Annotated in this window: 11 protein-coding genes and 1 pseudogene; 5 read left to right on the top strand and 7 right to left on the bottom strand. The window is 45.2% G+C overall.

Annotated features, from left to right (window positions below):
* Positions 1-9: 9 nt before the first annotated feature.
* From JFC06_RS02380 to pilG, 7 genes and pseudogenes are all read right to left on the bottom strand, one after another.
* Positions 10-1,014 (bottom strand): chemotaxis protein CheB, encoded by a 1,005-nt coding sequence (locus JFC06_RS02380; RefSeq protein ID WP_227670092.1) that lies wholly within the window; start codon positions 1,012-1,014, stop codon positions 10-12.
* Entirely contained in the window at positions 1,004-7,933 is a 6,930-nt protein-coding gene (locus tag JFC06_RS02375; RefSeq protein WP_198333840.1) for an Hpt domain-containing protein, read from the bottom strand. Before JFC06_RS02375 ends, JFC06_RS02380 begins: the two co-directional genes overlap by 11 nt.
* Positions 7,934-7,963: 30 nt before the next feature.
* Positions 7,964-8,923 carry a CheR family methyltransferase gene (locus JFC06_RS02370; protein ID WP_198333839.1) on the bottom strand — a complete coding sequence of 320 codons (960 nt, stop codon included), beginning with the start codon at positions 8,921-8,923 and terminating at the stop codon, positions 7,964-7,966.
* A 113-nt stretch (positions 8,924-9,036) separates the two neighbouring features.
* Positions 9,037-10,110, bottom strand: a pseudogene (locus JFC06_RS02365) (methyl-accepting chemotaxis protein); the annotation flags it as partial.
* Positions 10,111-10,629: 519 nt separating this feature from the next.
* On the bottom strand, positions 10,630-11,160 hold the full coding sequence (locus JFC06_RS02360) for a chemotaxis protein CheW (RefSeq protein WP_193005261.1): 531 nt from the start codon (positions 11,158-11,160) through the stop codon (positions 10,630-10,632).
* A 3-nt stretch (positions 11,161-11,163) separates the two neighbouring features.
* Entirely contained in the window at positions 11,164-11,526 is a 363-nt protein-coding gene (locus JFC06_RS02355; protein WP_193005260.1) for a response regulator, read from the bottom strand.
* Between the two features lie 247 nt (positions 11,527-11,773).
* Entirely contained in the window at positions 11,774-12,151 is a 378-nt protein-coding gene (gene pilG / locus JFC06_RS02350) for a twitching motility response regulator PilG (RefSeq protein ID WP_045453505.1), read from the bottom strand.
* Between the two features lie 681 nt (positions 12,152-12,832).
* Between pilG and JFC06_RS02345 the strand changes: the two genes are divergently transcribed.
* The 5 genes from JFC06_RS02345 (at position 12,833) to JFC06_RS02325 (ending at position 19,284) form a co-directional block, all read left to right on the top strand.
* Positions 12,833-14,128, top strand: a complete 1,296-nt coding sequence (locus tag JFC06_RS02345; protein ID WP_198333837.1) for an efflux RND transporter periplasmic adaptor subunit — start codon at positions 12,833-12,835, stop codon at positions 14,126-14,128.
* 299 nt (positions 14,129-14,427) lie between these two features.
* Positions 14,428-15,150 carry a response regulator transcription factor gene (locus JFC06_RS02340; protein WP_058025471.1) on the top strand — a complete coding sequence of 241 codons (723 nt, stop codon included), beginning with the start codon at positions 14,428-14,430 and terminating at the stop codon, positions 15,148-15,150.
* Positions 15,151-15,255: 105 nt separating this feature from the next.
* Positions 15,256-17,442 carry a sensor histidine kinase gene (locus tag JFC06_RS02335; protein WP_193005258.1) on the top strand — a complete coding sequence of 729 codons (2,187 nt, stop codon included), beginning with the start codon at positions 15,256-15,258 and terminating at the stop codon, positions 17,440-17,442.
* A gap of 365 nt (positions 17,443-17,807) precedes the next feature.
* Positions 17,808-18,578 (top strand): methionine ABC transporter ATP-binding protein, encoded by a 771-nt coding sequence (locus tag JFC06_RS02330; RefSeq protein ID WP_198333836.1) that lies wholly within the window; start codon positions 17,808-17,810, stop codon positions 18,576-18,578.
* Between the two features lie 19 nt (positions 18,579-18,597).
* Positions 18,598-19,284 carry a methionine ABC transporter permease gene (locus JFC06_RS02325; RefSeq protein ID WP_198333835.1) on the top strand — a complete coding sequence of 229 codons (687 nt, stop codon included), beginning with the start codon at positions 18,598-18,600 and terminating at the stop codon, positions 19,282-19,284.
* Positions 19,285-19,408 lie beyond the last annotated feature (124 nt).

The raw sequence follows: 19,408 nt of genomic DNA, 5'->3' as shown, positions 1-19,408 counted from the left end.
CACCATAAGTTAAGGCGAAGAGCTTGTCACCGCCCTCTCGCCAATATAATCCGTCAGTTTTTTTGCCAAATCCGCTGGACTACCGACAAAACCACAATACCCTGAATCAATAATAGCCTGAGGTTGACTTGAACAAGCGCTCAAACTAGGGTCTTGCGCCCACAATTGACTGTTGTTATTTTGAATGAGATCCAAGTACTGGGATCCATCGTTGCCCATCCCTGAAAATATGATATTGATAAGCTCACTACCATAAACGTCGCTGGTGTTTTTGAGAATCTGACCGATAGCAGGTTTATACTCCCCGCTCCAAGCTTGATCTAACAGTATTACCCGACCTGTTGAATCACAGACAATCTGCTTATCGATAGGTGCTATAAGGCACTGACCGGCTCGTAAGCGCTGTGAAGAAGTGATGACCTGACAACGCCAGTTATTATGACGGTTGAGTATGCGTGGCAAGGTATCAATCATGGTTCTGTTAAAATGATGGGCCAGTAAAATACAAATCGGCAGCGTGGGCGACACGTTATCTAAAAACTCTTTTATGGCATTAGGCCCTCCCATAGAAGCGCCCAAAAAAACCACATAGCGCCACTCTATTTCAGGACTTTCATTCCTTTGAACAGGGGCATCTACTAAGAGCGGTAAAGCAAATATGTGTGCAAGCTTACGCTTTAACTTACGCTGCCATTTGGCATACTGCTGCGCTTCATTCAGATAAGGTGCTTGACTAAAACCGACCAGTACGGCGGCGGGTTTAGAGGCGGTGGTCACAGTAAGCACATTATCATCGTAGTCACTGTCTATCAGCCAAATATCGATGGCCATATCAGCAAGCTCACTTTTTTTTTGCAATTGCAGCCGTGACACACAACCAACGAGGGTAAAACCACAACTGCGTACAGTGTCCGAAAAAGCCATACGCTGATGGTAGTCTTCTGCTACCACCATCACCTTGATATCATCTTTGTTTTTTTTACTCAGTGCCAAAACACGTGCATTATCCATCATGAGTCAAGCTGACCTTTTGACCCAGTATCTGCTGGATTTTACTGAGCAGCTCTTGCTCTTGGAATGGCTTACCCATGTAGTCATTCACGCCAATCTCTAGGGCACGCTCACGGTGCTTCTCACCAGTACGTGAGGTAATCATAATGATAGGAATGTGCTGTAAGCGCTTATTGTGTCTGACTTGGGTAGCGACCTCAAAACCGTCCATGCGCGGCATCTCAATGTCTAGCAGTATCATGTCTGGGGTCGTGTCTTGTAATATCTCAATCGCATCGATACCGTCTTTTGCCACCGCGACATTAAACCCTTGGCGCTCCAAGAAACGTGACGTTACTTTACGTACGGTGACTGAGTCATCGACGACTAAGACCGTGGACTTAGACTCTAAACGACCTCTCTTAGCATCAGCGGATTTCGTGACGTTTTTACTTAACTGGGCATTACGCATTAACGCGATCAGATCTAAGATGAGCATTACCGAGCCATCGCCCATAATAGTAGCAGCTGAAATCCCAGGTAGGTTTGACAGCTGTTTTCCTAATGGTTTTACCACCACCTCAATACGTGACCCTGCAATTTGGTCAACTTGCAAAGCAATGTTGTGTCCTGTGCGGTTTTTAATAAGAATGAGCGGCAAACTGGTGTTGGTATTAACGACAAGCTCGTTTAGCTTATTGCCTGATAAGATTTCATTTAAATAGCGTACCCGATAATCACCGTCCTCAAAGCTCAATGTCGCATCATTTGACTGATAATAGTCGTAAAGCTTTTCTGGACTGATACGAACCACACGCTCAATCTGCACCAATGGTATAGCATAATATCGATCCGCGGCCCGAACCACCAAAGCATCAGACACGGCCACCGTCAGTGGTAAACGCATCGTAAAGCGTGATCCCTTACCTAACTCCGAGGTGACCGATACGGCGCCACCTAATTGACGAATCTCACTAATAACCACGTCCATCCCAACGCCGCGACCAGAGATTTGCGTCACTTGTTTACTGGTACTTAGGCCAGCATTAAAAATATATTGCATGATATCAAGATCAGTGAGGCTGTTATCGTCTGCGTCAATAAGACCTTGAGAGATCGCTTTATTACGTACCGCGTCTACATCAATACCGCGACCATCATCTACTAACTGAATGACAATCTCACTTCCTTCACGCTGTACTTCAAGAGTGATACGCCCACTACGCTCCTTACCTGCTTTTAGACGCGTCGAGGTGTTCTCGATACCATGATCGACCGCGTTACGCAGCATGTGCTCAAGCGGCGAGGTAATACGCTCTAGGATGGTTCTATCCATCTCGTCATCAGCGTTGATGATTGTTAACTCAACAGACTTGTTAAGCTCATTAGCGGTCTGACGCACGACCCGCTCAAGACGCGGGGTCAAGCGCGTAAATGGCACCATACGCGAATGCATAAGCCCATCTTGCAACTCAGTTTGTGTTCGTGACAGCTGTAATAAAAGACTTTCGCTATCACGTGTTTTCTCTAACAAGGTGTGGTTAATATCAACCAAATCCGACGCCGATTCTGTCAAAGACTTTGATAATTGATTCAAAGAAGAGTACTGATCCATCTCTAGAGGGTCAAAATCTTCATTCTCAATCAGCTCATCGTCTATCTGCGATAAAATTTGTGCCTCAAGCTCGATTTCCATCCGGCGTAACTGATCGGCTAGCCGCTGTACTGTGATACCCATATCTTCAATACTGTTGGTCAAGCTGCTCATACCCATATCGATACGCGCACGGTTAATGGCTGACTCGCCAGACAAGTTGATCATATGCTCGATCAACCCTCCTGAAATACGAATCATCTCATTATTGTTAGCACTCTGATCTTCCTCGTTGGTACTGCTGACCATCGCTGGCATGTCACTAATATCTTTCGCAAGATACTGTGAATCCTGCCTTTCTCTCGCTATGAAGATTGCTTCATGCTGTGCCTGCAGAGACTCCTTGGGTATTTGTTTTAAACTGTCTGGATTTTTACCAAACTGCTGTAACGCTTCAATGAGCAATGCAGGCGTTGGCGGATTGACATGCTGTCTAAGCATCGATACCGCATCGGCAAGCCAGTCATGACTGGCAACGAGTAACTCTAATACTTTTTTGGTAGTAGGACGGCGGTTATTTACAAAATCTTTATAAACAGCCTCCATCTCATGAGCCAAATCAGCGATGCCAGCCGCAGTAACCATTCGCGCCCCACCTTTGATGGTGTGCAAATCACGCTGAAGCGCTTGAAGCGCGGTTGTGTTACTTGTATCTTTTAAGAATAAATGCAGATACTTATTACGATTGGTAAGCTCTTCTGCTTCTTCTAAAAACACCGCCAATATATCAGGATCAGGCAAACCATGAGCCCATGACTGTTTAATCATAGTGTCTAGGCTTAAAGCATCAGACGCCGCATCGCTATCATAACTACTGTCAGCAGCTGTACTTACCGTCTCAGAGTCAAAACGGCTCTTCGGTGCTGGTATGATGAGCTCTACCGTTTCTGGCAACGTTTTTGCTTTTTCAAACTGTTGTAGTTGCTCGATAAGCGCTGAGGCAAAAAACGATTTTTTATAATTTACGATATGCATCAATTGCAGTGACATCGTGTCCTGCACCACCTGCATAATCTCAAGCCATTGCGCTGTTGGTGCTCGTCTGTTCTCTACAAACGCTTCATAGATACTTTCAGCTTCGTGAGTCAAATCGCCAATACTACGAATACCTGCCATCCGCGCGCCACCTTTGATAGTGTGCAGATGGCGTTGCAAAACTTTTAACGCATTAACATTGGTGATATCAGCACGCCATTTATTAAAGCTCTCGTCTAGCGCTGTATCAAGCTCCTGCGCCTCTTCTAAGAAGATCTCCAACAGTTCAGCGTCGGTATCAATAGACTCAAGTTGTAGATCAGGCGCTGAGACGGTTTGCACAGTAAAGACGCTTTCATTATGAGTACTGCTGTCATCATTTTGGTAGATACTTTGCAGGTCATCAAGAGCTTGCTGATCGATTTTCAGTGACATACTACCCGCTAATGCGTCAAACAAACCGACTAATTGGGCATGGCCGTCATGTAATACCGCTTGAACGTTTTTGTCTCTTGCTTTGTCAGGATTACCCTGCAAGTAGGTATAAGCGTGACCCAGCTCATTGAGGATTGAGGTGAATTTTGGAAACGCTTGGGCTTTATTGGCTAAATACTGTATTTGCGAAATTTGCTGCTCTATATAACTTTGAACTTGCGCTGTCTCAGAGTGGCTCAGTGCAGCATCTAACTCCCATTCAGCATCCAATAATTCATCGATATGATTGTCTAAAAGCTGCGCTATCGTTGGTTTATTATCCGATATAACCTCAGCATCGCTAACGCCATATGGCTCGCCCAGCATCGCTTGTAAAGAGGCTATATCTTGTTGACTTTGCGCGTCTTCTATCGACACATCTTGTGGTTGAATGTTTTGTTTGTAGTTGTACAAGTAGCCATCCATCAACGTGGCAGACTGAGCCAACGCTTCTAAATGCTGAGCATTCATGGCCGTATCTTGCTGCTGCAACAACTCCAAGCTATGCTCAATGGTCGCACTAACTTCACTGATAGCGGCTAAAGCACTAGAGCCAGACGCCCCTCTCAACGTGTGAAACGCCCGTACAATCGCATCGGTCACTTCAACATAAGGCTGATTTTGATGTTCATCAACGAATTGATCAATATCGTGTAACAACCCTTCAGCTTCGTCGATAAAAATCTCAAAAAATGCTTTTTCTTTTTCGCTTTGCGGCGCTAAGATAATGGGTGCTTCTGCTATCATTTCATTGACAGAGTTAATCGTCTGCAGCGTAATGTCTATCTCTTCGCTACTGTCATCAATAAGATCGGCTTCATCCACATCAGCTGACACGACCCAATCTTGGTTACTCTCCTCTTGCTCAAACTCATTCGATGCTTGCTCGGTCAAGGCCGAATAGCTGAACTCATCCCCTCGCTGTTTACTGAAAGCCTTAGCGCACGCAATCCATAGTGGCACCATAGCAGGGTATTCTTGACCGTTATTTTCAAACACCGTTAGCATCGTAGGATAGGCAGCTAACACATCTGCAATAAGCTGACACATATCTGCTGAGACCGTAATACTACGATCCAAGAGTCGATTCAGCATGTTTTCTATTGCCCATGCCAGCTCCGCAGTGTAGTTAGCCCCGACCATACGCCCCGACCCTTTTAAGGTGTGGAACCCGCGACGGATATCCGCCAGCACGCTTAAATCTGTTGGTGACAATTGCCAATTTGCACATAAAGGTATGATGTCTGCCAATACTTCATTGGCTTCTTCTATAAATATCTCTTTAATATCAGGATCGGCATCGCTCGCATCTACTGGCAACTGATCCGTCTCCGCCATAAAAGGGTCCAATACCGCTGGTATCGCTAGGGTAGATAAGGACGCAGGTTTACTGCTCCTTTCACTGTCATTACTGTCTTTGGTAGATTCATAAACGGTATCGAGAGAATCTGACAACTCAGCATAGTCCGCCGTCAAACTTGATACCTCAGTATCAGTAAGTGCAGGCTCAGAGGTGGGTAGCCCAGCATTGATAGATTGCTGCGTCATTAAATTGTGACTTTGTAAAATAGTAACAGCAGGGTCAAAACCTGGTAAATGCTGCGCTGCAAAATCTGTGACCAACGCTGGCAAACGCTTGGTCGTCTCTATCACAAGACTGACTACCTCATCTGTGACAGGTAAGGTCTTATCTAAAAGGCGATTGAGTAGATTTTCGATTGACCACGCCATCTCACTGATACTAAAAGCCCCGACCATACGCCCTGAGCCTTTTAAGGTGTGAAAGCCTCTACGTACTTCCGTTAAGGGAGTTAAGTCCTGTGCATCCTGCTGCCAGATAGGCAAGAAGTCTTCTAGGTCAGTGATGACGTCTGTCGCCTCTTCGATAAAGATGTCGCGAATCTCTTCATCTATCTCAAAGTTATCAGGCTTGACTTGCTCACGAGCGCGCATCAATGCAGCACTCTCGGAACTATTATCCTGGTCATTAGCGCTATTACTGCCAATGTCGGTAGTCGCTTGTCCTACCACACTCTCACTGTCTGTGCTTGACTCAGTAATAGGGGCAATCTCGCCACTATCATCATAACGAAGTACATTCGTTGCGGCGGGCTTTTGCGTCAGAAAAGTGTCGTTGATCGTCTCTGGTGCTTCAATATAAACATCTAGAAGCTGTGTGGCTTTAGCAGTGTGCTCATTGGCCCGTGTTAGTAACTGCTGGTTGAAAACTTGCTGCGCAAGGTAATCAAGCAGCAGCTCAATAGACGTTAGTCCCTCAGCTAGCGATTGGGTCATATCCCAACTGAGCGCTTCGATCTTGTGAGTTGCCAGTTGTGTAAATATGCTGGCCATGTCATTCATGGTTTGGCGAATGGCGGGTAAACCCATATCAGCAAAAGCATCACCAATACGGGTAAAGTCTGTAGCCGTTGGCAACAGATGGATATCTTGACGCTGTATATATGCACTAAAGCTTTGCTTGACGTCTTCGACCGCAATACGTAGCTCACGCAAGCCTTCGCCAGCGGGAGTTGAATCCTGACTATCAGCCGTTTGCGTATCAACACTTTCGCACACATCGGACCGCGTAATAAAAGAGGCCGCGCTTCCTATTTTAAGAGATATTGTCTGTTCGGTATTATAAATAGCACTGTACAGCTCTTGAAGCTTACGCTCAATCTGCCCCTGCTCTTGGGCAAAGCCTGTTTCTGACGATAAAGCATGCTCTATATCTGTAAGCACCGTGTCGACTTGTGCCACATAGTATGTCCAGCCTCGCCCCTTAAGCTGACTTTTTATTTTTTGCAACGGTGTTAAAAGCGTGTCTGGCTTATCCAGATGGAAGATAAGCGTTTCAAGCTCACTTAGTATTCGTGGTAAAAAACGTGAAGGCGTCGGTGCGCTATGCGATACACCGCTTAGCGTAGACTGCGTGTGTTCACTGTTTTGTGCCAGACTATTTAACTCAGCATACACACTGGTAGTTAAATGTTTAATAGTGCTCGATGACAGCTGAGTATGCTGGACACAAGACGCTATCATTTGCTCAAGCTGACTTAACAATGGCGCATATTGTTCGGGCAGCGGTGTGTCGTTATGAGTCAGATCATTGAGCCACAATTCTGTTAAATACCACAGGCGTTGTAAGTCACCATCCTGAGTGGTCTGCCATAAGTATTGACTGACCCTTGCTAATACCGTTAATAAAGAGGCCTGATTGGTATTGGTAACCAGTAACTCTTGTACTTGCTGTCGCCAAACCAGTAATAACTGTTGATAGTGATGGTCAGCCAACTGCGTAGCGGCTCTACTAGTCGGTACTACCACCTCAATATTATCGATAACACTGTCGTCAATAAAACGGTCGTCAGTAACATGGTCATCGACAGCGTTAGGGTATGAATGCTCACCTTGATGATCGATAAGACTAGCAGGTGAGTCAGTCTCTATCCCTAATTTTGCCAACGCCTGCGTAAGCTTGTTAGTAGCGTTACTAACAAAGGCGGTACGGTAACTGCTCGTATGTGCGTATTGATTCAATTCTCGCTGCAACAACTCATGAGACAGTTGGCCGATACGACGATGAGTAGAGTTACTATTGTGGCTGCTTGTGCGATTGCTTGCTTCTGCCAGCAAACTCAGTTTATTGGCGAGACTTGCCAATAAAGGCAGGCGGATCATGGTCAGCGCCCCACCAACCTGATGGTAGTTCTGTACCATCTGCTCGGCATTAGTGCGATCAGCGCCTAATTGCCAGCCCTCAGATATCTGTGATAATTGCTGATTAAACAGAGGTAACAACCATTCAAGCGTCACTATGTCATTGGGCTGGTTTTTCATCGGTTTATCCTAACTCGTTTAGGCACTAATTTAGGCGTGGATTTTTTGCCACACATTAACCTGTGGGTGCGCAATACGGCGCATATTCGAAGGACGCCAAAACAACGCCTCACCTGGAGCCAATATAATATATCCACCTAACGCACACTGTTCTGATAGTCTCGCTAGAATATCGCGCTGATCAAACTTACGAAAATATAGCAGCATATTTTGACAGATGATCACATGCTGAAGATGCGACGTGGGTGGTTTTTTCTCAATAATGTTGTGTAAAGCGAAACTAACGCGCTGTTGCAATATTGGCGCAACCTGCCAGTCTGCGTGCGTACTGTTTGTCGCTTTTTTTACAGCAGATAAACCATAAAAATTTGACTGATGCGCCTCACTCTTATCTCGCAATGGCTGAACAAACTGCTGGCAACGTGCGGGAATTAAGAGCTGCTGGCGCTTATCATACTGCCCCAGTCGTGCCTGTAAAATGGCTTGTTGGCTGACATCAGTACCCAATATCACATAGTTTGTCAATGGCTCCGCTGCCAAGCTCATCGCAAGCGACCACGTTTCTTGTCCACTTGCACAACCAACGCTCCAAATACGAAATAGCTCACTAGGCCCATTGTCACTACTACGGTCGGAGGCCGTTAATTGATGCTGCCGCGCATACTTTGTGACAAACTCTATAGACGGCATGTGGCGAAAGAAACGACTTTCATGGATCAGCACTTTATCTAACAACTGCTGACGTAACATAGTATTGTTTGGTAGTTGATGCCATAAACTATTAGCTGTCAGTCCATGCGCTAATGCCGTACGATCAATCGCATTTATCAACCACTGCAGCTGGACATCTGGTAGAACAAAGCCAATTTCTTGCTCTATGTACCGTTGCCACTGCTGCACATCAAGACTGTCTTCCTGCCTAGCGTCTGTGACCAAAGAATTCTTGCCTGATTGAATGGGATCGCCATCTGGTTGAGTAAAATTATTCACATCACCTGCTATGATTTTTGCTGCACGTCATCACGGCTCGTACAGCGTTTTAACGCACACATTAATAAAAGACGATAAACCGTTCAGTACTGACTTAGCACTGAGCGTTATTATCAAGCGCTTTCTGACAACGTATTTTCCGTACTCAGCGTGTCACTGTCTAACAACTCATCGTCATTCGTTACTTTAAAGCCTGTTACTGACTCTTGTAGCGCTGCCGCCATCTCGCTCAGCTCACCAATAGAACGCGCTGTTGCCATCGTCCCAGATGAGGTTTGTGAGGTAATGTCTTGGATAATATTCATAGTGTGCGAGATGTGTCCAGCAGATTCAGCCTGCTGCATGGCTGCATTTGAGATGTTTTGAATCAAATCAGCCAACGTGTTAGAAACACTTTGTACCTCTTCTAGTGCTTCACCAGCATCCTTCGCCAAACGCGCCCCACGTACGACTTCAGAGGTCGTGGACTCCATTGACATAACCGCTTCATTGGTATCTGCCTGAATGGTTTTTACCAGTGTTTCAATCTGTTTGGTAGCATTAGCAGAGCGCTCAGCAAGGCGTTGGACCTCATCGGCAACAACCGCAAAGCCTCGACCAGCTTCGCCCGCCATCGATGCCTGAATAGCAGCATTCAATGCCAGCACGTTGGTCTGGTCCGCAATGTCATTAATCAAACCAACGATGTCACCAATTTCTTGCGAAGACTCACCAAGACGCTTGATACGTTTGGACGTCTCTTGAATCTGATCACGAATAACGTTCATGCCCTCAATAGAGCGCTGTACAACCGCCGCCCCATTGTGCGAGATAGCCACTGAACGCTGGGCAACCGTCGCAGACTCTGACGCGTTGTTTGAAACTTGGTCAATCGAGACAGTCATCTCATTGATAGCCGCTGACACACCCGCAATTTCTTGTGCTTGATGCTCAGAGGCTTCAGCCAGTTCAACCGCATTCATCTGTGTTTGCTCTGAGGACTGCGAAACGCGGGCAGCCGTGTTATTAATCACCAGTACTAACTGGCGCAACTGATCAATCGCAAAGTTCACTGAGTCAGCAATGGCCCCTGTAAAATCTTCTGATACCGTGGCATTAACCGTTAGATCCCCTTCTGCCAAATCCCCCAATTCATCAAGTAAACGTAGAATGGCTATCTGGTTACGCTCGTTTTCTTCTTGAATCTGACGGGCGCGCTCAGACTCTGCCTCTGCTTCTTGACGACGGCGTAGGGTTTCTTTTTCAATCAGTAATCGCTCGGACCCACCACGCTGCTTAAGAAGCTGATACAGAGTAAACAGAATCCCTAGAACCCCGATGGCAAATACAACCGCCGGTAAAACAACAGATTGGTTAAAATCCACTAAGTACTGGCTCACTGACGATAACGAATTTACTAGCCAAATCAAACAGACCACACTCACTAGAACAAAAAATCCTAATAACAGTTTCCAAGTGTTATTAGCCTCTTTGCCATCTGCTGTTTTTTTGGTCGTACCAGCGACAGGTTTTTTTATAACATCACTCATAGTGCGTTTCCTTTCAAACAATCGTCAAAGTCTTCTCGTGACTGACTTTGACAATCTTACTGTTATAAAAGCAGCAGTGATTAGCAAAGCCTGTATGAATGCTGACATCCAACCGTATCATGTCATTCGCTATTATTTAGTCATTGTTCTAACAGCTACGTACTCTGTTATTGACAGCTATATTGCAGCATCGGTGTACTGCACATCTTGGGCAAGCAAGCTTGGCATAAAGACATACCAATCCTGCTCATTTTTAACAAACTTTCCATGATTATAGGGGGCAAAGGGTGAGCTAGGCTCAATCGCTTCTGCTCGGTACTGGTCCCGAGTGAACTGCTCAATACCAATGACTTGATCGACCAACAGTCCTGAAAACAGATTGTCCTGATCGATGACAATAACTTTTCGTTGGCTCATTTGCGTTAAGCGGCTAGGAACCTGTAAAAACTGAGACAAGTCCGTTATTGGTAATAGGCGACCACGAATATTGGCGATGCCTAACATCCAGGGTTTTACTAAAGGCAAGCTTGTGTACTCCGGCATGGCCAATACTTCTGATATCTGACCCATCGGAGCAACCAGTCGCTGTCCGCCAATCTCAAATACCACACCTTGCCAATCATACTCTTGTCCACCGCGCCGTCCACTTTTGCGGGCGCGGGCCAAATCTGCTAAACGCAGAAGCTCAATAAATCCCCTGGATGCCACAAGCTACTCCATTACTTTGCGAATGATATTAACCAATCCATTTTCATCAACTGGCTTAGCCATGTACTCTTTAGCGCCTTGACGTTTGCCCCAAACCCTATCTGTTTCTTGATTTTTGGTACTGATCATAATCACAGGAATGTGGGCTGTGGTTTCACCACGAGTGATTTTACGAGTGGCCTGAAAACCATTCATCTCTGGCATAACCACATCCATTAGGATGACATCTGGTAGATGATCCACGGCCATCTGACAGCCTTGCTCACCATTTGTCGCCTCTAATACTGTAAAATTATGTCGAGCAAGCATGTCGCGAAATTTCGCCATTTCAGATGGCGAGTCGTCAATGACTAAAACAGTAGTCATAAGAGTTCCCTTTTTTCAAAAATACCCCAGAGGATATATTGTTATATTATTGAAACAACCCAAGTAAAATGACTCGTCAAACATGAATGACAAAGAGACTTTCTTAAAGGTTGTGATGAAACGTTGAGCAATTATTCGTAAATATTCATAAACCCAAATACCTAGGCCATATCGCCTAACCTGTAAAGTTTACCGAAATCACACAGATTGTTCAGCCTGAATTTAATCACACATTTACTTATTTGTCCTAGCGGTACTGGTTAATTGCCTCAAACAGCTCATCTTTACTAAATGGCTTCGTCAAATACTCATCAGAACCAACGATACGGCCCCGCGCTTTATCAAATAAGCCATCTTTAGACGACAACATAATCACGGGCTTACTGGCATAATCTGGGTTGTTTTTTATCAACGCACAAGTCTGATAGCCATCTAAACGTGGCATCATAATATCGACAAAAATAATATCTGGGTTGTTATCAACAATCTTTGCTAACGCATCAAAACCGTCAATCGCGGTCACTACTTCACAACCCGCTTTTTGCAATAGGGTTTCTGCGGTACGGCGAATGGTTTTTGAGTCATCAATCACCATCACTTTTAAACCATCAAAATTATTTTCCATTATCACTGTCCTATAAACGACTATTGATTCGTAATGCTACCGATCAATACAAATTTTAACGGTTATTTTACCTCGTCATATCGCGTGTTCTTCATGTGATACGGCCGTCTAAATTTGTATTGCCATGTGTTATGACAGTGAATCTGTCATCTGTCAATCTCTGCCTGTCAAACACGGCATCAACATGGGTTACTATACGCACTTTCTGATTGATAATTCTGCTAAATTGAGCCCTACTCGGCGTTTTTTGCCCGAACTATTTCGCTTTTTTGAGCGCCCATTAACTCAGTGTTGGTAACGCGCGCTCAGAAAACAGTCATACATAAGTCATCGGTAGCGCTCTCAATTTCTAAAACCATCAACCGCATGATATTTCTGCATTATATAGAAACGATAATCACATTGCTGGATAATTTTATTTTGTAATAAAAGTGTATCAATAGAATTTGTTATGTTCGTTTTAGCACAGTTATTGACCCTTTTCCAGTGATTAACAAATAAATGTTCACACTAGCCAGTAATATAAAAATGGTTGTTATTCGCGAGCGCAATGATTTTGCCTATTTATTAGTAATTAGAATCCCAATCTTGGTAAGTACCCTAAGTATGGGGCAATTGTTTCACCTCGATACAATTCACTATATAATAAAATAACGATTCTTACGGTGACGGCTATGACTGATGACTGCTTCTAAACTTTTAAAAAACAGCACCTATTTACTCAGTGCTTTCTTGCTTGCCGCCTGTCAGCCATCGCCGCCTACTGATGAACCCGTGACTTCCACAGACAGTGCCACAGTCGATACGCCAATCGTCATTACTAATGATAGCGTGACCATGACACCAGAGCACATATTGAGTATTAAGCCGTCACGCTATCAGCCTAGTGTGGGACTGCAAGGTCGTATCGAACCCATCAAACAAACCAAGTTTACAGCCGCCCACCCTATCAACGTCAAAGAAATACTGATCAGTGAGGGACAATGGGTAGAAAAAGAGACGCCTTTACTCATTGTTCGACGTTTGGAGAGCGATAACACGGGAGTGTACTCAGAGCGTACAGCAGACGATGCGCCGCTAGAAACCGAGAACGCGCCCCAAGAAAATACAGTGGCTAATAACACCAACGGTACCAAAGGCGCAAAGCTGGCAGATAAACAAGAAAAAGAGGCCAACTCCCGCCCTAAGCAAGCCACTACTGATGACAATGGTAATGATAATAAGACAGACATAAAAAACAGCGTGACCGATGGCAATGAGCCATCAAAAGCGCCGTCAACCATCGATAACGCAAACGTCGACTCCAGCGATAGGACGGTAAATAGTAGCAAAGGTGCGACGAACAGACCCTCTCCCTATAAATTGGTCACGGTGCGAGCCAGCTTTTCAGGGCGTGTAGAAGAATTGTATGTGAAGGCGGGACAAAATATAGACGCTGGCACCCCTCTATTACAGCTTAGCGACGAGACGAAATTGTACTTTATTGCTACCTTGCCTATTCAAGCGGAACCTCAGCTTTCGGTTGGTCAGACGGTCAACTTTACCGCTGAAGGTGTGTCAGACAAGTTTACGGGACAAGTCAGTAAGCTGACAGCGACCAGTCAGCCTAAAAAACTCTTAGTCTACGTCGATGTGATTGAAAATCAGAAAAATCATGACAAGCTGTTACCAGACATGAAGGTCACAGGGCGGGTTAATTATGGTCAAATAGATGTGGGTACGATTGTACCCAAACGCGCCCTTCATGATGTCGACTTAACAGAACTACAAAAGCCGCCCTACAAGCCGCTGAGACCTTTGACGGCGAATGTCTGGGTTATTGGCCAAGATCAGCGTTTAAAGCGCCGAGCTATTGAAGTGGTTGAATATAATCCCACAACAAACCAGTATTTAATTGCGGGTATTAGTAATGACAGCTTAATTTGTTTGGCAGACTTACCCATTGATTCTGAAGGCAAAAAAGTCATTGTTTCATAGCAATAAACATCGACAGTTACATTGTGTAGAAACATTAACAAAGGCTCTCTTGTTTTGTAACAGCGTAATTAGGCACTATGCCCGTATGATATATAGCATATACTGAGTATTGGAACCGTTTGTACTTTATGACTGCCGGTCTTAGGAGTCTGAAAACAGGTTTGCAGATTGCGAGAGTGAGTATAAATGAGTAAATAATGTCAATGCTTGAGCCGCTAATATAGTGATGTGCTTGTCTGATTAACACATCAAGCGCACAAGACTTTTGGCAAACTATAACAACAACGAGAGGACAACCCATGAGCAAACAGATTTTATTAATTGAAGATGATCCAGATTTGGCTGAGTTAATCAGTGACTACCTGACAATGAATTATTATGATGTCCATCATGCAGGACTTGGTCAAGAAGGGCTTGATTTACTAGACACCAAAGAGCGTGACATTGATTTGGTCGTGCTTGATTTGATGTTGCCTGATATGGACGGCATGCAAGTGTGTCAAAAAATTCGCGGCAATAAAAACAACATGACCAATAAAGTGCCGATTATCATGTTGACTGCGAAAGGGGATACAACGGATCGCGTACTCGGTCTTGAGATGGGCGCTGATGATTATATTGCTAAGCCCTTTGAGCCACGTGAGCTTTTGGCTCGTATTCGCGCGGTTATTCGTCGGCACGAGCAGCCCAATCAAGCAGACAGCCAGTCAGACAGCTTAACGTTTGGGCGTTTGAGCGTCTTCCCTGACAGCCATGAAGTCACTATCGACGATGAACCAGTACGTTTGACGACGCATCAGTTCCAACTTTTGCATTACTTTGCTACCCATTCTGGTAAAGTGTTGAATCGTGAGCAGCTTTGGCAAGCCATGCCCAATGATGACAGCTCAGACAACATTGATCGCGCGATTGACGTGCATATTTCACGTCTGCGAGCGTTGATTGAAGACAACCCACGCCAGCCAAAACGTATTATTACCGTACGCGGCGTTGGGTATCAGTTTGCCACCGATCAGGTTTGATCCCAGAAAGTAGCCAAACAGCCGAGAAAGTGCTCAAACGCTTAACCCCGTGGTATGAGACAAACCTGTGAGCCGACGTAAACGCTTAAAAACAGAGACTATTTAATGCAGCAGTTGGGATTTCGCTCCGTATTTGCCAAGCTATTTGCCAGCGTCATGCTGGCACTTATCTTATTTGCAGTCGCGATGGTGCTATTGACTCAACTGGTTCATGACAAAGATGCAGGCATACGCTCAGAAATACTGGCCACACAGATTTTGGGACAAATTGACCCATTTTTGCATGAGCTTAATGTCTCTGTTAGTAAGGACAATCGATTACAGTCACGCTTTATGCTGGCTGTGGTCAAAAAAAGCTTTGATATCTTTGATGAGTCTCTACAAGCAAAGATGGGCTTATACAACAATGATGGTCGGTTGCTGATGCAAACAGACAATAGCGATTTACCGCTAGAGCTGCCAGCGCCCCCATCGCTGCTATCACGCGTTTTCCCCTCATTTTCTGATGTCTCCCCTACCAAGCAAGTCCAAGTCTATAGCAGCACTGGCTATACCCTGTTGTATGAATCACGCTTACCACCTAAAAAGCCGGTACTCTCGGCTGCGTTGAATTTATTCACGGGTACGCTACTGCTGCTACTCATAATGGCAGGCGTACTGTGGTGGATTGCTCGCACCATCACGTGGCGCATCAATCAGATGAGCCAACAGATGACGCAACTGGGCGATGGCGACTTTACGGTACGCGTTAATGCCCGCGGTAATGATGAAATTGCTTCATTAGCCCGCGGTTTTAACCAAGCAGCACAAAAGATCGAACATCTTATCGATGCCAATAATTTACTACTAGCGCACGCTTCTCATGAGCTGCGTACGCCCATTACGCGTATCCGTTTACAGATTGAGATGATGGATATGCTGGCGGGCGCTCTACCTTCTGATACTAAAGCGAAATTTGATAAGCGTGCCCACGCAATTAATCGCGACTTATCAGGACTCAATGATTTGGTGGAGAGTATCCTACTGGTGAGCCGTTTAGATGCTGGCCATGCGTTGCAGCAAGTTGAACGCTTGGACTTGTATGATCTAGTCAATCAAGAACGTCAGCACTACCCTGAAGCCACCCTGATTGGTGAGCATATTGTCATTGATGGTCAGTCATCCATGTTGACCCATTTGATTCGTAATTTACTAACCAATGCGATGCTCCATGGCAAACCGCCAGTCACGGTATTGCTATACGGTGTGCAAACGGCTGAGGAAGCCGGCACCATTCCTGATTATCTATTGCAAACGGTGCTATCTAGTAGCTTTGTCGATTATAATAGCTCTGACTTTGAAACGTATGACGAGCAAACTGAGCAAATTGATAGCAACGAAGAGGCACCACAAAGCCCGAAAAACTCAGACGACGCATCCCATACAGATAAAGTTAAATCTGAAGCAGCAGAACCAATGGCCACCCTGCCAGCTCCGCCTATTTATAAAAATGGTGAAAGCGTTGCTGTTGATAGCGATGTTCATGCAGTGGTTAGCCTAGATACGGATGCTAACAGCGATAGCCTTGACAGTACGACAACATTAACAGAGACCCATGCTCCTAGCACTCACGATGAGCACTCTGACTTAAACGCTGCTGTCACCTCAAGCATTACTGCCACAAGCACGAGTGACTCCTCCCGTCCCAATAGTGACTCATCATTGGTGGTTACCCATCACAGCTTTACCAGTGATTTGACTGACAGAATTAAAAAGGTTATTTGGAAGGCGGTTCCTGACGCCACCCTGTCTTCTACCGCTGCCAACAATACTGAAAGTGCTACTCATAGCGAGGAAGCGCCTAAGTCTACAGAGGGAATAATACGTAGGAACGCCAAGGCGCAAAAAAGTGGTGAAGCGCCAAAAGCAGATAAAGAAGCTGTTTCTGCAACTGGCGCTAAAAAGGACAGCAAAGACACCGCGCAAAATGATACTGAGACGACGAGTACACCCCGCAAAGAAGGACTGTTTGCCAAACACATGAAGAAAGCGAAAGCCGAACCTGTACGTCCTTTACCAAAATATGCGGTACTGGCAGTGATTGATGAAGGCACTGGTATTCCTGAAGACAAACGCGAAGAGGTGTTTAGCCCATTCGTGCGCTTGCAGCAAAAAAACAAAGGCTCGGGGCTCGGCTTATCCTTGGTTTCGCAAATCGTCACCGCCCATCAAGGGCGTATTATCACCGATACGCTAAATGGTCATACGAGATTTTTAGTCGTTATACCAGTCAAACATGACCCACACCATTAATCAGCTACCTATAAGTCAAATCTCTTCTATACATCCGCTACAGCGTCATCTCACTTGAGGTGTGGCGTATATAATCCACGCTGGGTTCAAGGCTATTTAGATTACTTAGATTCGACCATACCCAATGAGCGTTTCTTTTTATGCTGACATCGCCATCTCTCTTCTTCAAATTCCCTTTCACTAATTGCTATTAGTCATAAGCGGGTCACGGATGCGCATATCCAAAGCGCTCGATAATATGCTATATTAGCGCCCCTTATTATAGGGTTGTTGACTGTGGTTTTTTAATGCGCCTCTGACACGCTAAGAGACGCATAACAACACACTCATAACTATTAAAAAAATTATTGAATTTTGAGCCCTCCATGAATGACATGATTGTCTTAAACGATGTGACCAAAAGTTTTTTAAGCGACCGATCAATCAAAAACGAAAATGGCAAGCCGCATTGGTTTACCGCTGTTGAGCCAACGTCTTTGACGATCCAACAAGGCGAGATTTTTGGCCTAATGGGGTATTCGGGTGCCGGTAAGTCGACTTTGTTACGTCTGATTAATATGCTTGAGCGCCCAGATTCTGGTCAAGTCATTATCGATGGCACCGATTTGACCACCTTGTCTGCCAGTGAGCTACGTATTGCTCGGCATAATATCGGCATGATTTTTCAGCAGTTTAACCTGATGTCGAACCGTACTGTCTTTGACAATGTGGCTTTTAACTTAACGGTGTCAGGCTATCCTACTCGCGATATTCACAAACGAGTCATGGATTGTCTTGAGATTGTCGATTTGACCGATCGTGCTGGCCATTATCCTGCCCAGCTATCAGGTGGCCAAAAACAGCGCGTTGGTATTGCTCGAGCGATTGCCCCGAGTCCAAAAGTACTGTTGGCCGATGAACCAACCAGCGCCCTTGATCCTGCGACCACCCGCAGCTTGTTGACTTGCTTACGTGATATTAATGAACAGCTTGGCGTGACCATTGTGATTGTGACTCATGAGATGAGCGTCATTCGTAGACTCTGTGATCGCGCAGCACTACTGCATCAAGGACAGCTATTAGAAGTGGCAGAGGTAAGAGACGGTCTGATTCAAGCAACCACCCCGATTGGCAAAGGCCTAGTCGTTGAGGACTAATGAGGCAGGAGAAATAGATATGTTAACTGGTACTGAGTTATCCGCCTCGGTAGACAAGCTGTTTGCACTACGCAAAGAGATTGCAAATGCGTTTATTGACACGTTCATCATGCTCGGCATCTCAACGACGGTCGCTATTGTCATTGGCGGGCTGTTTGGCGTCTTCTTATTTTTATCCAGTGACCGCCAGTTTTTGCAAAATAAAACCTTGTACGGTGTGCTGGGTGGCATCACCAACTTTATGCGTGCTTTCCCCTTTGTCATTTTGATGATCGCCATGAGTCCTTTTACCAAAGCCATTGTTGGCACCGGTATCGGGCCTATCGCAGCCTCTTTAGTCTTGGCTATCGCTGGTTCATTTTATTTTGCCCGCTTAGTGGAACAAAACTTGCGTGAAGTGCCGCGTGGTATTATCGAAGCGACTGAGTCTATGGGCGCGCGTCCCTTTACTATTATCAAAGTCCTACTGAATGAAGCACGCTCAGGCCTGATATTATCAGTGACGATTCTGTGTATCAGTTTGCTGTCTTATTCAGCAGCGGCTGGTATGATTGGCGGTGGTGGTTTGGGTGATTTGGCGATTCGTTACGGTTATTATCGTTATCAAACTGAGGTGATGATTTTTATCGTTATTGTACTGTCAATAATGGTTATCGCGATTCAAGCCACTGGCAATTGGATGGCCAATCGCTTGGATAAACGCTAAAAGCCCTATCAGTACAAAGTGAGAAGCGGCATTGAGCTGCCCTTATTATGAATAATACTCAGGGTTTAATGCCGATTCATCCTAAGTAAAACGCTTGACTTTGTTACTGTGACCCTTTAATTTT

Origin of the sequence: Psychrobacter namhaensis (genome assembly GCF_016107545.1) — a bacterium.
Taxonomy (GTDB): domain Bacteria; phylum Pseudomonadota; class Gammaproteobacteria; order Pseudomonadales; family Moraxellaceae; genus Psychrobacter; species Psychrobacter namhaensis.
This window is presented reverse-complemented; position numbering and strand designations above follow the sequence as displayed.

Bases quoted from the DNA above. Each gene is read 5' to 3' on its own strand.
- JFC06_RS02355 (WP_193005260.1), bottom strand. From the start codon at position 11,526: ATGACTACTGTTTTAGTCATTGACGACTCGCCATCTGAAATGGCGAAA.
- JFC06_RS02380 (WP_227670092.1), bottom strand. From the start codon at position 1,014: ATGATGGATAATGCACGTGTTTTGGCACTGAGTAAAAAAAACAAAGAT.
- JFC06_RS02330 (WP_198333836.1), top strand. From the start codon at position 17,808: ATGAATGACATGATTGTCTTAAACGATGTGACCAAAAGTTTTTTAAGC.
- JFC06_RS02345 (WP_198333837.1), top strand. From the start codon at position 12,833: ATGACTGCTTCTAAACTTTTAAAAAACAGCACCTATTTACTCAGTGCT.
- JFC06_RS02340 (WP_058025471.1), top strand. From the start codon at position 14,428: ATGAGCAAACAGATTTTATTAATTGAAGATGATCCAGATTTGGCTGAG.
- JFC06_RS02375 (WP_198333840.1), bottom strand. From the start codon at position 7,933: ATGAAAAACCAGCCCAATGACATAGTGACGCTTGAATGGTTGTTACCT.
- JFC06_RS02335 (WP_193005258.1), top strand. From the start codon at position 15,256: ATGCAGCAGTTGGGATTTCGCTCCGTATTTGCCAAGCTATTTGCCAGC.
- pilG (WP_045453505.1), bottom strand. From the start codon at position 12,151: ATGGAAAATAATTTTGATGGTTTAAAAGTGATGGTGATTGATGACTCA.
- JFC06_RS02325 (WP_198333835.1), top strand. From the start codon at position 18,598: ATGTTAACTGGTACTGAGTTATCCGCCTCGGTAGACAAGCTGTTTGCA.